Here is a 14,093-nt window from a genome sequence, read left to right as displayed (position 1 = left end):
AGCACATGACCATCGACGAGTCGACGGATTCTCTACTCGCAGCCTTGACTAAGACCCGCATTCCTGCGGGGAACCACGAGTTCATCCGGAAACTCACGCAAGCCGTCGGCATCGCCGACTTCCGCGCGGTCGTGAGGGAGGACAAGTCCCACGTTGTTGCCAGAAGACGGGACGGTCGCCCCGATCTTCATATCTACTACGGCTACACGAACGGATTCACCTCCACGGACGAAATCCGCAGTGTGGCTGGGCCTGGGGTGGTCGGCCGGCCGAGTTCGCGGAAGGGCACCTGGTACGTCGAGCATCCCATCAATCACGTTCGCCCGGCGGGCGAGCGATCCCGTGATGTTCGGCGCCAATCCGGCTTTTGCAGGTGCGGCATGCAGTTGTCGCTGACAGGCGTGTGTGACAGCTGCGACTAATCCGGAATGTTCAGCCGCCGAGCCAAATCCGGGCCTCCGACTTCCCGCAGGAAGTCGGGATCTCCGCACACGACGAGTTGATCCCGGGCTCTGGACAATCCGACGTACAGCCGCTCACGGGAGCGCTCGAACGCGGACTCCTCGTTGACCACCAGCACCACCGCGCGGCGTTCCAGGCCCTTGAAGCCGAGCACGTGCCCGTAGAACACCTGCTCGGCGTCCCAGAAGCTGTCCCAGTAGGCGGCGCTGCCCGCCGCCTGCCGCTCCCGCTGCTCGGGGTGACGCGTTCCCGTCGTCAGCAGCGCGACATCCTCAGGCCGCCAGCCCTCCTCGAGCAGCAGCTCCACCTCGTCGTCCCCGGCGTCCATCGCCTCCGCCGGCGTGCACGGCACATACTTCACTGCTGGTCCTTCCCCGCCGAGGAACCGCATCGGGTGATCCACCAACGGCTGGAACGCATTCGCGATCTGGCGGGTGTTGCGCAGATTGTGGTCGAGCACCAGCGGAACCAACGGAACCGGCGGCGAGCCGTGCCGATTGAACACCCGCTGTCCCTCGTCGGTGAACACGTACAGCCCGCCGGTGTCTTCATCCTTCAGCGCCGCCAGCAGCGGATCCCACCAGGCGTCGGCGAAGTCCTGCGCTTCGTCGACGACGATCGCGTCGAACCGGTGCCCGTCGTCGAGTTGCGCTGCCAGTTCCGTCATCTGCGCCGGCAGATCATGCTCCCAGAACTGCACCGTCTCCTCGGTGCGCAGCGACTCGTCAGGCCCTTCCGGAGCACCCCAGCGCTTACCGAGATCGTGGAACTCGCCGACATAGGCGGGCTGCTGGCGTCGATTCCAGGCGGCGGTGATGCGCTCCAGATAGGACGCCAAACCGTGCGAGTAGCAGACCAGCGCCACCCGCTGCCCGGCGCGGGCCAACCGGCGGGCCTGCTCCATCGCCAGGAACGTCTTGCCGCTGCCGGCGCCGCCGCGGATCTCGACGCGGTGCAGCATCCGGATGGCGTCGAGGATCACCGACTGGTGCTCGGTGAGAATGTCGGCGGCGTCCTCGTTTTCAAGGGCACGGGATACAACGCTGCGCTGCGGCAGCCCGCGCCCGCTCAACGCTTCACCGAGCTGGGCGATACCGTCACGGCTCAGCAGCGGGCGGTCGAGTTCCTGGCCGTGCAGCACCGCGCGCAGCTTCGCGGCGATGTCGGACAGGTCGGTGCGGTCGATCACCTTCCAGCGCGGACAGTCGGGCAGTGCGAAGTCGTCGGGCAGATCGGTGTTGGGCAGCACCACAATGTGGTCCCAGCGCAGCCGGCCCTGGGTCCATCGCGGGTCGTTCTCGATGAAGCTGCGCAGTGCGTAGCACGCTTCGCGGGCCTGCCGGACGGGGTCGATATCGACCTCCCGGCCGCGGCGCTTCATCCGCCACGTCTCCCCGTCGTGCCAGACCTCCCCGCCCTTGACCTCCAGGCAGATGATGCCGGCGCCCTCGATCGCGACGAAGAAGTCGATCTCGTGGTCCTTGAGATGGTCGGTAACCCGCTTGCCCGGGATGACCAGATCACCCGGCTCGAGTTGGTCGATCAGGGCCTGCCACACCTTGCGCTCGGCGCCGTTGGCCAGCCGCGGCGTCTCTGCGGCGGTGATGGTCATGGTCGACGTCCCCCTTCGTCAGGGGTGATAGTAGCCAGCAAAGCCGACACCGGGTGCGAGGTCCACCGAGCCGCCGCCGTTACCCGCCTACTCCCCCAGGCGCTCCAGGGTGTACTGCCGCACCGTGTCGCTCAGCCGATACTGCGCGCGGCCGTCCCGGTCGTCCCAGCTCAGCAGCGACTTGTCCACCAATGCGATCACGACATCCTGCACCGCGCCGACGTCGAATCCGTCGGCACACCGCGCGAGATGGCACAGCACCGATTTCTCGCAGTCGGCGAGCAGCCGATACGACCAGTCGAGGCACGCGCGCAACGTCCGGTGTCGCGCCGCGACGCTGCGGCAGGCGGGATGCGGCGCATGAAGCCGGCCGCAAAGGCTGTCCCGAATACCGCTGAGCGACAGCGTCCGGACCCGCGATGCGGCGATCTCGATCGCCAGCGGCAGACCGTCGAGCCGGCGGCAGATGTCCGCTACCGCCGCCCGATCTTCAGACCAAACACTGAACGCCGCATCCACCCGGCGCGCGCACTCGAAGAACAACGCGGTCGCGTCCCCGGGTGCCAGCGGCGGCACGCGGTAGAGCTGCTCACCGCCGACCCCCAGCGGCTCGCGGCTGGTGGCCAGCACGGTCACCGCCGGGCAGCCCCGCAACACCGCAGCGATCAGCGCCGCGGAAGCGTCGAGCAGGTGCTCGCAGTTGTCCACGACCAACAGCAGGTGCCGGTCACCGATGTGTCGGGCCACCTCAGTCGTGCCGACAGCGTCCGACATCCCGAGCGCCTGGGCTGCCGCGTGCGGCACCTCGGCCGGGTCGGTGACGTCGGCCAGGTCGACGTACCAGGCGCCGTCGTCGAACCGGTCACGGGCACGGTCGGCGGTTTCCACCGCAAGCCGCGTCTTGCCGGCACCTCCGGGCCCGCACACGGTGATGAACCGGCGGCAGTCCAGAAGTTGGGATAGATCGTCCAGTTCGGTTGCGCGGCCGACGAAGTCGGACAGATAGCTCGGACGGTGGTGGAAAGTGTTGACCGCGCCGGCACGCAACGGCGGGAATTCGTTGTCCAGATCGGGATGGCACAGCTGCGCGACCCGCTCGGGCCGGGCAAGCCCGCGCAGCGCGTAGCTGCCGATGCCGGTGATCCACGCCTGCGACGGCAGTGCATCCTCGACGAGGGGTGTTGTGGTGGAGGACAACAGGATCTGGCCGCCGTGGCCGAGGTCGCGCAGACGCGCCGCGCGATTCACCAGCGGGCCCATGTAGTTGGCCTCGTCACGCAGGTCGGCGGCGCCGGTGTGAATGCCGATGCGTAACCGGATCGGCGACAGCGCGGCGAGCTGCAGATCGAGTGCGCACGCCACCGCGTCGCCGGCGCGGGCGAACGCGAGGACGAAGCTGTCGCCTTCCCCCTGCTGGACGGGGCACACACCGTTGTTCAGGTAGGCCAGCTCGTCGACGACGCGGTCCAGGGTGGCCAGCGCGGTCGCCATCCGGTCGGGCTGGGTGTCCCACAGCCGGGTCGACCCTTCGATGTCGGCGAGGAGCAGGGTGACGGTGCCCGTCGGGAGGCATGTCGTCCACGCAGTGTCCGGGCGTGTCCCTCGCAGCTGGTCTGCAGTCTTCAAGGTTGACATGCGATCTCCACCGGATTGAGAAGTGGTTCACCGGATTCGGGCGATGCCTCTCATCCTGCTGGGGCCGTCGCCGGCTTTCGACGGTGTGGGCAACACAATCGGTGGTGGTGCACGCACCACCTCTCATGTGTCCGCGACGTCGACGGTCGTGCTGACGCGGGTGCCGCGTCCGGGTGCGGTGTCGATGGCCAGGTGTCCGCCGATCGCCGACAGGCGGTCGGTCATGTTGGTCAGTCCGGTGCCCGCCGCGCCGGGCCGGAAACCGCGGCCGGTGTCACTGATCTGCAGCGTCAGCCACCGGCCGTCGACGCGGCCGGAGATGGTGGCGGTGGTGTCGGGACCGCCGTGCTTGGCGGCGTTCTGCAGCGCCTCGCTGCAGCAGTAGTACAGCGCTGCTTCGGTTGTCGGCGGGTAACGGCCGAGCTCGTGCAGATCCAGGTGCACCGGGATGACCGCCCGTGCGGCCAGTGCGGGCAGCGCCTTGGTGAGTCCTCCGCTAACGAGCAGCGGCGGATAGATGCCGTGGGCCAGACGGCGGATCTCGGCGATGGCGCTGTCCACCAGTCCGGACGCGTCGGCGAGCAGTTCCGCCTGCTTGTCGCCGTCAGTGTTGCGGGCCAGGCCGATCAGCACGGACAGCACGACGAGGTGTTGTTGGGCGCCGTCGTGCAGGTCGCGTTCGAGGCGGCGCCGTTCCTCGTCGGCCGCGGTGATCAGGCGGGTGCGGGAGGCGGCCAGTTCGGTGGCGCGTTCGGCGAGTTGGGATTCCGACGTCCGCAGCGCGGCGGCGTTGTTCCACACGATGATCATCAGGTGCAGCGCGTTGACCGGCACCGCCACCAGAACGAACGCCGTCGCCATCCACTGCGGCGCCTGCACCACGTGATCGGGGAAGGGATAGAACAGCGCGATCGCGGACGCCGCCAGCACACAGCCGGCGGTGATCACCGTGAAGATCAGCCCGCGTCGCAGGCTGATGTACGGCTCGGCGAACACGACCGGAACCAGCGCGAGCAGCGCCATCGCCGGCAGCAACGGCGGCGACACGAACACCACGCCCAGTACGGCAAGCCAGTTCCCGATGCACACCAGGGTGATGGATTGCTCGAACCTGTTGTGGCGAGCCAGGTTCAACGCGACCGCGAGCACGACGCACTGGACGGAGGCGACGGCGACGAAGCCCAGCATCCAGGGTGACCGGAAGATCCAGAAGTACTCCCACAGCGGCAGCACGATGCCCGCGCTGAGCCACAGGCCGAGGTGACCGGACAGGAACACCTCGAAGCGTTCGGCCCGGAAGCGGTGGATCAGATCGTGCCCGAACCACGACGACGATCGAAAGGCGGCGGTGAGAAGCAGTTTCGGGATCCGCCAGTCGGGGACGGATCCGGGCGCGGGCGCCAGTTTCAGCTTGCCGTTCGCCATATGTCGGTCAGCACCTCGGGGCACAGGCGTTGCTTGGGCAGGTAGGTCGCGCCGCACTCGGTCGCCGTGGCCGGGAGTTCGTCGGCGTCGTAGGTGGACATCAGCACGACGACGATGCGGGGATGGCGGGCGCGCAGCCGGCGGGCGGCTTCGATGCCGCCGATGCCGGGCATGTGGATGTCCATCAGGACCAGGTCGGCGTCGCCGTCGTCCAGGCGCTCCAGCGCGGATTCGCCCGTGGCGCTCTGGCCGGCGAGCACGAAGCCGTCGGTGGCCTCCAGCGTCGCTGCGCTGGCCCGGCGGAAGCTGGGCTGGTCATCGACGACCCAGACCCGAACCTGCTGGTTCACCACCGTCCCATCGTGGTCGCCGCTGGGCGGCCGCGCCAGGGTGTACACACCACTGTTGGCGGTCATGACGGCCCGCCGTCGAGGAACATCAGGACTGCCTTGACGCGCCGGTCCACCGAGTCGTCGACGGTCAGTTCCAGCTTGGCGAAGATCGAGTTGATGTGCTTCTCGACGGCGCGCTGGGACAACACGAGCCGCTGCGCGATGGTGCGGTTGCTGAAGCCGGTCGCCAATTCGCCGAGCACCTCCCGCTCACGGGCGGTCAGTCGGCTCAGCGCGGCGGCCTGCCGGAGCTGGGCGAGCAGGGCTTCGACGACGAGCGGGTCGAGCACGGTGCCGCCGGCGGCCACCTGGCGGACCGCCTCGCCGAGTTCGTCGAAGTGGGCGACCCGTTCCTTGAGCAGGTATCCGCGGCTGGCCGAGCCGCCGTCCAGCAACGCCGATGCGTAGGTGTGGTCAACGTACTGGGACAGCACGATCACGCCGACGTCCGGGTGTGCGGTGCGCAGCCAGTTGGCCAGGCGGATACCTTCGTCGGTGGATGTCGGGGGCATGCGCACGTCGGTGAGCAGCACAGTGGGCTGATGGGTGGCGACGAGTGCGGCGGCGGAGTCGTAGTCCTCGGCGACGCCGACGACGGTGGTATCGGGGTTCATCGACAGCGCACGGGCAACGCTGTCGCGCACCAACAGGCTATCTTCGGCGATGACGATCGAGATCTGATCACTCACCTGGGCGGCACCCCCTCCCCGCCGCCAGCCCCCACCGCGCAGCGATTCTCTGGTGATTATCCGCTGCGGGAAAGTATTCGGGGCGGTTAGCGCGGTTATCGCATACCGTGGTTGCGTGCCAGCGGACCCCGACCCAACCGAAGCCCTCGCGGCGATCCTGACCGAACACGGCCCCCTCCCCGAGGACGCGATAGCCCAGCGCCTGCGCGAGATGGGCGTCGCAAACCCGGACGATCTCCTCCCGCAGCTGCTGAACGAAATCGACTGTGCCGCTGTGGCATTGATCGACGACAGCTGGGTGTGGCTGCCTGCGCTGATCGCCAATCGGATCTTCACACACCGGCTCACAGCCCAGGAGCTGGCCCACGACGTCCTGATCGTGACCCCGGACCTCGGCGCGATCACGCACCTGTGCGAATTCGAGCAGTACGCGCGGCTGCCCGACGGTTCGCCGGTCAGCGTCGCGTTACCGGCGTTCGACGAGGATGTGCTCGACGAGCGGGGCGTTCCGCCGGAGATGGTCGACGACGGCGGGGCACTGCTTCTGCCGCCGGGCACGCTCGGTGACCTGGATGTCGTCGACGGCGATCTGGTGGGCCTGCGGTTGACGCCCGAGGGGCTCACCCTGGCGCGGGTCACTGCGGATCCGTCGCCGTCGGCAGGCGCCACGCTGGCGGCCACGCTGAACCCGGACGAGCCGGCGTCGTTCGACGCCGCGGTGTGGACGGCGTGCGTGGCGGACCCGACGCTGTTCACCGACCCCGCGCCGCCGTTGTCGGAGATCGCTGACGATCAGGGTCTGGCGCGCCGCGGAGATCTACTCGCACCCGCAGGTTTCGACGTCGACCGGTGGCGCTTCGATCTCGACTGCGAGGTGCTGCGCCGGCGGTACGACCTCGACGAGGGCGAGGCGCTCGCCATACGCATCCTAGTGTCGGTCTACGAGGACATGGCGGATCTGATCACGGCGTTTCCTTCGGACGAGGTCTCGGCAGAGGGCGGAGACGACGACACCCCTGCGCCGCCCCGCGATGAGTACCGGGAGCTGGTTGCGGAGTTCGGCGCCGACCTGGCCGATCCGCGACTCGCCGAGGTGCTGCTGGCCGAGACTCTGGGCCGCAACCCCGATGGCGCCGCGGCGCTGGGGTTGTTCGCCGAGACGCTGGAGTCCCAGGTGCCGCGGCGCGCGCGGGTGGCGTTTCGCTGGCTGCGGGCGGTGGCGCTGGAGCGCATCGGCGACATCGAGGCGGCCGAACGGGAGCTGCTGGCCGCCGAGTCGATGGACACCGAGTGGCCCCTACCGTTGTACGACCTGGCCCGGTTCGCCTCCGACCGCGGGGACGTCGAGCGTGGGTTGGCGTTGCTTCGCCGGGCAGGCGCCCCGCCGGGCGATCCGCTGATGGCGCTGCTGAGCAGCTACCAGGCCGAGGCACGCGCCGATCTGGGCCGCAACGAGCCGTGCTGGTGCGGGTCGGGCCGCAAGTACAAGAAGTGCCATCTCGGGAAGGAGCAGCCGTCGCTATCCGATCGGGTGGGTTGGCTGTACGCGAAGGCCGCGCAGCACGCGCTGATGGGCGGTTGGGGCGGGGTGGTCGCCGAATTGGGCTACGTACGCAACGAGTATCGCGATGCGTCCGACGAGACACCCGACCCGTTGCTGATCGACGCGGTGTTGTTCGAGGGCGGCGCGTTCGAGGAGTTCCTGGCCGTCCGTGGATCGCTGTTGCCCGAGGATGAGCGGCTGCTGGCCGGGCAATGGCTGCTGGTGGAGCGGTCGTTGTTCGAGGTCGAGGAGGTGCGCCCCGGCCACGGGGTGACGGTGCGCGACGTCCGCACCGGTGACATCCACGAGGTTCAGGAGCGCACCGCCAGCCGTCAACTCACAGTGGGACAACTGATCTGCACCCGGGTGCTGCCCGCCGGCGATGACACCGCACAGTTCTTCGGCGGGCTGGAACCCGTTGCGCTGCAACAGCGTGACGCGCTGCTTGCGATGCTCGACGAAGGACCCGACCCGGTGGACCTCGTCGCGTTTCTGAGTCGCCGGTTCGCTCCGCCGACGCTGACCAACACCGAGGGCGACCCGCTGACGATCTGCGAGGCCACTGTCCGCGTCAGCGATTCGGCGGCGATGGAGTCGGCGCTGGACGACGCCTACGACCGCGTCGAGGACGCTCAGCCCCCGCAGTGGTTCGAACACGTCACCACCAACGGCAGGACGCACATCCGCGCGACGTTGGTGCTCGACGGTGACACGCTGCAGGTGGAGACCAATAGCGAGGAACGGGTGGACCGGGTGCTGGCCGCCCTGCGACGAGTCGACCCGGCGATACGCATCCTTGAGGACACCCGCGAACCCGTAGAGGACCCGGGCACGATGGTTGCGGGCATGCCGGAAACTGCCAAGGGGGCGATCCATCCGGAAGACCCCCAGATCGCCGCGCTGCTCGACGCGATGATCCTGGACTACGAGGCCCAGTGGCTCGACGAACCCATCCCGGCGCTCGATGGGAACACCCCACGCCAGGCCGCTGACGACCCGACCCGCCGGCCCGACCTGATCCGGCTTCTGAACTCGTTCCCCACCGACGCGGGCCGGCACGCGATGAGCCCGGACCGGCTTCGGGCGGCGTTGGGGCTGCAGTAGGCCCCTCCGGTCCGCGGGATCGCCGTTTCACCTGCTCCGCGGGTGTTGTCGGACCTGCCCCATACAGTGCCGTCACCGCAATTCAGCTGGGGAGGAGACGGAGATGGCACCCAAGCCCGTGGCCACGGCCCGCCCGATCGACATCGGGCCGGCGCGGCCGCGCCCGATGACGTCGGTCGCGATCGCGCTCGCCCGGCGCGGCGAGTCTCTGTACCGGTACTCGGCGCGCTCGACCGGGCGCCGCTGGACCGGAACGGTGGACGCCGAGTCGGTCGACACCGCGGTGCTCGACGTCATTCGTCGTATCCGCGAGACCTCTGATGGGGAGCGGATCCGGTTCCTGGTGCAGGTGCCGCCGCGCAGCATGCTGTGGGCGCTGCGCGACGAGATCGCGCTGCTGATGCCCGGGGTGTGGATCGAGCGGCCGCGGTTGTCGGACGAGACGCTGGTGCGGCAGGCGTGCGCCGGGCTGCGGGAGGTTGAGCCGGTGCCGGCCGGTCCGGTGTGGGTCGCGACCGACGGCTCGGTGCGCGGCAAGATCACCGGCTACGGCTGGCTCGCGTCCACCGGCGAGTACGGGCTCCAGGGCTTCCGGCATTCGACCAAGCTGATCGGCCCGCAGGTGGTGCTGGTCGCCGAGCTGCGCGCCATCGGCGCGGCGGTGCAGAAGCTGCGGGGCCACGACATCACGGTGCTCAGCGACAGCCGGCTCGCGGTCGCGATGGTTCAGCAGTGGATGGCCGGTGATGACGTGCTGCCGGAGGGCTACGCCGTCTATCGGGAGAGCGGGAAGACGCCGGGACTGGTTCGCGCCCGGCAGATGATCTACGAGGAGCGTGACAAGATCACCCCGGTTTGGGTGAAGGGCCACCGCGGCGAGCCGCTCAACGAGGGCGCCGACGCTCTGGCCCGGTTGGCGTCGCGATATGCGTTGGGCGACAGCGACCTTGACGGCGTCGAGTACCACCGCCGCGCGCAGGACCTGGCTGAGACGTTCTCGCGGGAGTTCACCCGCGAGCGCACGGCGTAGCAGGTCGCGTTGTCAATCGACCGCCACTCAGCCCAGCGGTGTAGCATTCTGCTACGCGATGAAACAAATTGCTACAGCGGAGGGCTACATGTCCGACACCACTGATCGAGTGACCCGGGTCGCCGCGGATCTGATGGACAGCGCCGCCACCGAAGGTGCACGTCAGAGCAGATCGGCGAAACAGCAGCTGGACCACTGGGCGCGGGTAGGGCGAGCGGTTTCCAGTCAGCACAGCGTTGCCCGCCGCAGGGTGGAAGCCGCCCTTGCGGGCAACATTCATCTTCGGGAGCTCACCGATGAAGAAGGAGTCGTGTTCAACGCTGAGATCTCCGCGGCTGTCCAGGAACGCCTTGCGCGCGCCGACTACGGCGCAGTGCTGGCCGCGCGGGGAATCACCACGGTGGCGCTCGACGATGACGGCGAGATCGTGCAGTACGCGCCTGACGGCAGTTCGGTACGGCTGCACCGCGGGGCATGACACTTGTTGGTCAGTAAGGCGACGAATGCTTCACTTCGGTGAAGCGCCTCGACCTCGTCGTCGGATCCAACGGTGCCGGCAAATCGACGTTCATCGAGCTGACCCTCGCGCCGCTGCTGCCCCTCAGCATGTACGTGAACGCCGACGAGATCGCCAAGCGGCGCTGGCCCGAGGACCCTGCCGGACACAGCTACGAGGCGGCGCGGATTGCCGCGGACACTCGCGCACGGCTCATCGAACGTGGCGAGTCCTTTATCGCCGAGACAGTTTTCTCACACCCCTCAAAACTGGAACTGCTCGATGCCGCCCACGCGGCGGATTACACAGTGATCCTGCACGCGGTGCTGATCCCGGAAGATCTTGCCGTGCTCCGCGTCCGACACCGAGTCCAGGCCGGGGGTCACGACGTGCCCGAATCCAAAATCCGCCAGCGCTATCAACGGCTTTGGGACCTGGTCGCCACCGCCGCCAACCGCGCGGACGAAGCAACGTTCTACGACAACAGCACGACTCGCGGTCCGCGCATCGTCGCTCAGCTCGCCGCTGGAATCGCAGTGGGTTCAGCCACGTGGCCGTCGTGGACTCCGGCCCCACTCGCCCACCGCTGGGCAGGCAGGTGACGGGCCTGACCACGCAGATGGTCGTCAGAGCCCCTGGGCCTGAAGCGCCTTCATCAGCGACGGTCGGCGACCGTAGTCCTGGCGGATCTGCGCGATAAAAGCCACGAAATCCTCACCGCGCCCGCCACGTTCGTAGAGCTGCGCCATGGTCGCCAAAGTCGCGGCGATACCGGGATAGAGCCTGGTGTTGGCGTACCGAAGATCCTCCTCGAGTTGAGGCCGGTACAGGTCGGCAGCCGCTGCAGGCCTTGCCTCGGCGCCGCGATCGGCGAGCTCCTTCCATGCTCCGCCGGGCCCGTAGCGGTCGGCGGCCTCCCAGGCGGCGTCGACATCGCCTTCGCTCAACAACAGCTGCACCACGATCGCGCCGCCACCCGGACGGTCCGAGGCCAGCTGCCGCGCATGGTCGAACGCCCACTGGCGTTCAGTTTCGCCGCGGTCGATGCCTGCGGCGAAGCCGCACAGGGCCTGATACGAACGGATCGAGGGCTGCCTGACGAAGTCCGCGCGCAGGACAGCGATCGCGTCCTCGACGCGGCCGCGTTCTTGGTACGTCCTGGCGACCTCGGTGGGGCTCAGCCAGTACGCGTTGCTGCCGCCGTGCCCGCTGACGCGTCCGTCGGCGACGGCGCGGTCGATCCACGTCAGGGCTTCGTCGTCACGCCCGGCTGCGCGCAAACGGGCGATGATCGCCACGTACTGGGGATGGTCGCGCTCGTTCAGCAGCTGGATCGCCCGGTCGACGTCGCCGTCGTGGTCGGCGAGCTCCAGCAGCATCGTGTCGAGTTGAAGGCGTTTCCAGCGATCGCCTTCTGCGAGTTTGTGATCGAGTTCGGACACCGCTCGGCGGTAGGCAGCGAGCGCGTGGTCGTCGAACGCGTCGACGAAGTCCGCCAACGCCAGATCCGGCCATCCCGGCGACTCCGCACGGAAGTTCACCAGCCAGAGAGCGAGTTCGACAGGGTCGGGCGCACCTTGCCGACAGGCCCGCGCATACAGCTCGGCAGCCCGCTGGCATTCACCACCGATAACGCCTGATGAGTCGTCGGCTTGTTCGGTGATCGAGCGCAGCAGCGTCACCGCGGACAACAGAGCCGGCCGCACCATCTCGGCGGCACCATCGTTCACGTGATTTTCCAGCTCGTCGAGCACCTGCCCGGCCGTTTCGGCCACCACGAACGATTCCCGGTAATCGGTGAAGCCGTGGAGCTGCAGCGCGTTTCGCACATAGTTCTCGAACTCGGCTTTGACGGCGGTGTCGTCTCCGGACACCGACGTCGCACGTACCTCGAGCATGCGGCGCACTTCACCATCGCGCTCTGCGAGCATCAGGACGAGTTCGCGAAGCTCGTGCACATTCATAGCCTCCACGGCGGCCTGCACCCCCGATTCAGCCGTGCCGACGGGGCTGCCCTCATCGCGGTCGATCACCGCAAGCCCGACCGCGACCAGGTGCTTGCAGAAGTAGCCGTCGGCGTGATGGAGGCAGGTACACCAGCCGACGGGCAGTGGACCGGACCAGTCCAATTCCACGGTGTAGACCCTTTTGGCCTGGACCGACGCCTGGGCCTTGTCGGCCGCGACTCGCAGACCTCGGACGTAGCGGACGTAGTCTTGGCCTCGGGCGAAGACCCGGTCTCCGGCCACGTTCAGCAGCATCGTCTCCGATAACGCCATACCGGCATAGTGCTCGATCAGCACGGGCACCCGCCACCGCCGTCGCTCTTTACAGTGATCAGGATGAAGTCCGTGCGTCTTGATATGGGGATCCGATGACCGACCGCTCGCACCTGCGGCTGGTGACCGACCTGGAGTCGCGGCCCGATCTGCGGCACCCGCGGCGACGTGATGTCGTCGTCTACCGGGTCAGGGTGGACCTCGACGGCGCCGATCCACCGATCTGGCGACGGATCGATCTGCGCTCGGACCTGATGCTGGATTTCGTGCACCAGGTCTTGCAGGTGGCGTTCGACTGGACCGATTCGCATCTGCACCGGTTCTCACTCGGAGGCGGCCCTTTCGACCGTGACAGTCAACTGTTCCTGTGTTCGTACGACGTCGAGGAGGCCGATGTCGAGGACGACGGCGTTCCGGACACCGAAACGCGCCTTGACGAGACCCTGACCGAACCCGGCGATGTCCTGCATTACCTGTACGACTACGGCGACAACTGGGAGCTGACGCTCCGCCTGGAGCAGATTCTGCCTAACGAGAGTAGCGGTGCTGCAGCGGTGATCGTCGATGGTGAGCGTGCCGCACCGCCAGAGGACTGCGGCCATCTGGTGGACGCGAGCAGCTTGGCCGGAGTGCTGCCCGACCCCGCGCTCTTCGAGCCGGATCGGATCAACAAGGGATTGAGCGGCGCGTACTTCACGCTGCGCGAAGCGGGCGCCGACCCACGGCTGGTCGATCTGGTTCATCGACTCATCTACACCGCGCACGGCGACAGCCTGTCGGAGGCGGCGCTGACGCTCGCCGCGGAAACCGCGACGCCGGACGCAGACGACCTGACCAGAAGTCTGCGTGCATTCCAGTGGTTCCTGGACAGGGCGAACAATGGAGGCATCGCGTTGACGGCAGCAGGCTATATGAAGCCGGACGACGTGATCGAAGCATCGAAAGTCGTTCCGGTGATGGCGGGTTGGATCGGGACGAAGAACCGGGAGGCACACTGCTACCCGCTGTTGCGGTTCCGTGAGACGCTGCAGGACCTCGGATTGCTCCGCAAAGTGAAGGGTCAATTGCTGCTGACCAAGGCCGGTCAAACGGCTCAGGGCGATGCCAACGTGCTCTGGCAGCATCTGGCCAGCCGGCTGATCCCCAAACCCGCTGACAAGTTCGGCGTGCAGGCCACGCTGCTGATGCTCACCTACGCAGCGGCGTCCCCGAATGCGGACCTGGCCTTGCCCAGGATCGCTGCGACGCTGACCGACCTCGGGTGGCGTCACGCAGACGGGAGTCCCGTCACCGATTCCGCGCTGCGCCATCTCCTCGTGTACGAAGTCCTGACCAACGTCACCGAGCAGCGGGTCACCTGGCGTCGGCGGAACGTGATCAGTCCGGTGGCGGCCGCGCTGGCGCGCCGGGCGCTCGGCGTTTGAGG

General features: G+C 67.9%; 12 protein-coding genes. 6 read left to right on the top strand and 6 right to left on the bottom strand.

Annotation, left to right across the window (positions count from 1 at the left end):
* Positions 1–5 precede the first annotated feature (5 nt).
* Positions 6–422 (top strand): hypothetical protein, encoded by a 417-nt coding sequence (locus tag KXD97_RS12525; protein ID WP_260757081.1) that lies wholly within the window; start codon positions 6–8, stop codon positions 420–422.
* Here the strand turns inward: KXD97_RS12525 and KXD97_RS12520 are convergent.
* The 5 genes from KXD97_RS12520 to KXD97_RS12500 form a co-directional block, all read right to left on the bottom strand.
* Positions 419–2,074, bottom strand: a complete 1,656-nt coding sequence (locus tag KXD97_RS12520) for an NERD domain-containing protein (protein ID WP_260757080.1) — start codon at positions 2,072–2,074, stop codon at positions 419–421. The genes KXD97_RS12525 and KXD97_RS12520 overlap by 4 nt on opposite strands.
* An 87-nt stretch (positions 2,075–2,161) precedes the next feature.
* Complete coding sequence (locus tag KXD97_RS12515) at positions 2,162–3,709, bottom strand: adenylate/guanylate cyclase domain-containing protein (RefSeq protein WP_260757079.1); 1,548 nt, start codon at positions 3,707–3,709, stop codon at positions 2,162–2,164.
* Positions 3,710–3,832: 123 nt separating this feature from the next.
* Positions 3,833–5,134 carry a sensor histidine kinase gene (locus KXD97_RS12510; protein ID WP_260757078.1) on the bottom strand — a complete coding sequence of 434 codons (1,302 nt, stop codon included), beginning with the start codon at positions 5,132–5,134 and terminating at the stop codon, positions 3,833–3,835.
* Positions 5,116–5,550, bottom strand: a complete 435-nt coding sequence (locus KXD97_RS12505) for a response regulator transcription factor (protein ID WP_260757077.1) — start codon at positions 5,548–5,550, stop codon at positions 5,116–5,118. Before KXD97_RS12505 ends, KXD97_RS12510 begins: the two co-directional genes overlap by 19 nt.
* The gene (locus KXD97_RS12500) at positions 5,547–6,215 is read right to left on the bottom strand and encodes a response regulator transcription factor (protein WP_260757076.1); all 669 of its coding nucleotides are present in this window, start codon (positions 6,213–6,215) and stop codon (positions 5,547–5,549) included. Before KXD97_RS12500 ends, KXD97_RS12505 begins: the two co-directional genes overlap by 4 nt.
* Positions 6,216–6,330: 115 nt before the next feature.
* Between KXD97_RS12500 and KXD97_RS12495 the strand changes: the two genes are divergently transcribed.
* The 4 genes from KXD97_RS12495 to KXD97_RS12480 all read left to right on the top strand — a co-directional run bounded on the left by KXD97_RS12495 (position 6,331) and on the right by KXD97_RS12480 (position 10,990).
* Positions 6,331–8,862, top strand: a complete 2,532-nt coding sequence (locus tag KXD97_RS12495; protein ID WP_260757075.1) for an SEC-C domain-containing protein — start codon at positions 6,331–6,333, stop codon at positions 8,860–8,862.
* Between the two features lie 103 nt (positions 8,863–8,965).
* Entirely contained in the window at positions 8,966–9,892 is a 927-nt protein-coding gene (locus tag KXD97_RS12490) for a ribonuclease HI (protein ID WP_260757074.1), read from the top strand.
* Positions 9,893–9,980: 88 nt separating this feature from the next.
* Positions 9,981–10,370, top strand: coding sequence for a ParD-like family protein (locus KXD97_RS12485; RefSeq protein ID WP_260757073.1), 390 nt, complete (start codon positions 9,981–9,983; stop codon positions 10,368–10,370).
* Positions 10,371–10,408: 38 nt separating this feature from the next.
* Positions 10,409–10,990 carry a zeta toxin family protein gene (locus KXD97_RS12480; protein ID WP_260757072.1) on the top strand — a complete coding sequence of 194 codons (582 nt, stop codon included), beginning with the start codon at positions 10,409–10,411 and terminating at the stop codon, positions 10,988–10,990.
* 24 nt (positions 10,991–11,014) lie between these two features.
* On the opposite strand, the gene KXD97_RS12475 is transcribed toward KXD97_RS12480, so the two are convergent.
* Positions 11,015–12,697: an SWIM zinc finger domain-containing protein gene (locus KXD97_RS12475; protein WP_260757070.1), complete on the bottom strand. Its 1,683-nt coding sequence runs from the start codon at positions 12,695–12,697 to the stop codon at positions 11,015–11,017.
* Positions 12,698–12,762: 65 nt separating this feature from the next.
* Between KXD97_RS12475 and KXD97_RS12470 the strand changes: the two genes are divergently transcribed.
* A complete protein-coding gene (locus KXD97_RS12470; protein WP_260757069.1) occupies positions 12,763–14,091 on the top strand; it encodes a plasmid pRiA4b ORF-3 family protein in 1,329 nt (442 codons plus the stop codon).
* The last annotated feature ends 2 nt before the right edge of the window (positions 14,092–14,093 follow it).

This window comes from Mycobacterium sp. SMC-8, assembly GCF_025263565.1.
GTDB lineage: Bacteria > Actinomycetota > Actinomycetes > Mycobacteriales > Mycobacteriaceae > Mycobacterium.
Note: the sequence above shows the minus strand (reverse complement) of the source record. Positions and strands in the feature narration are given on the sequence as shown.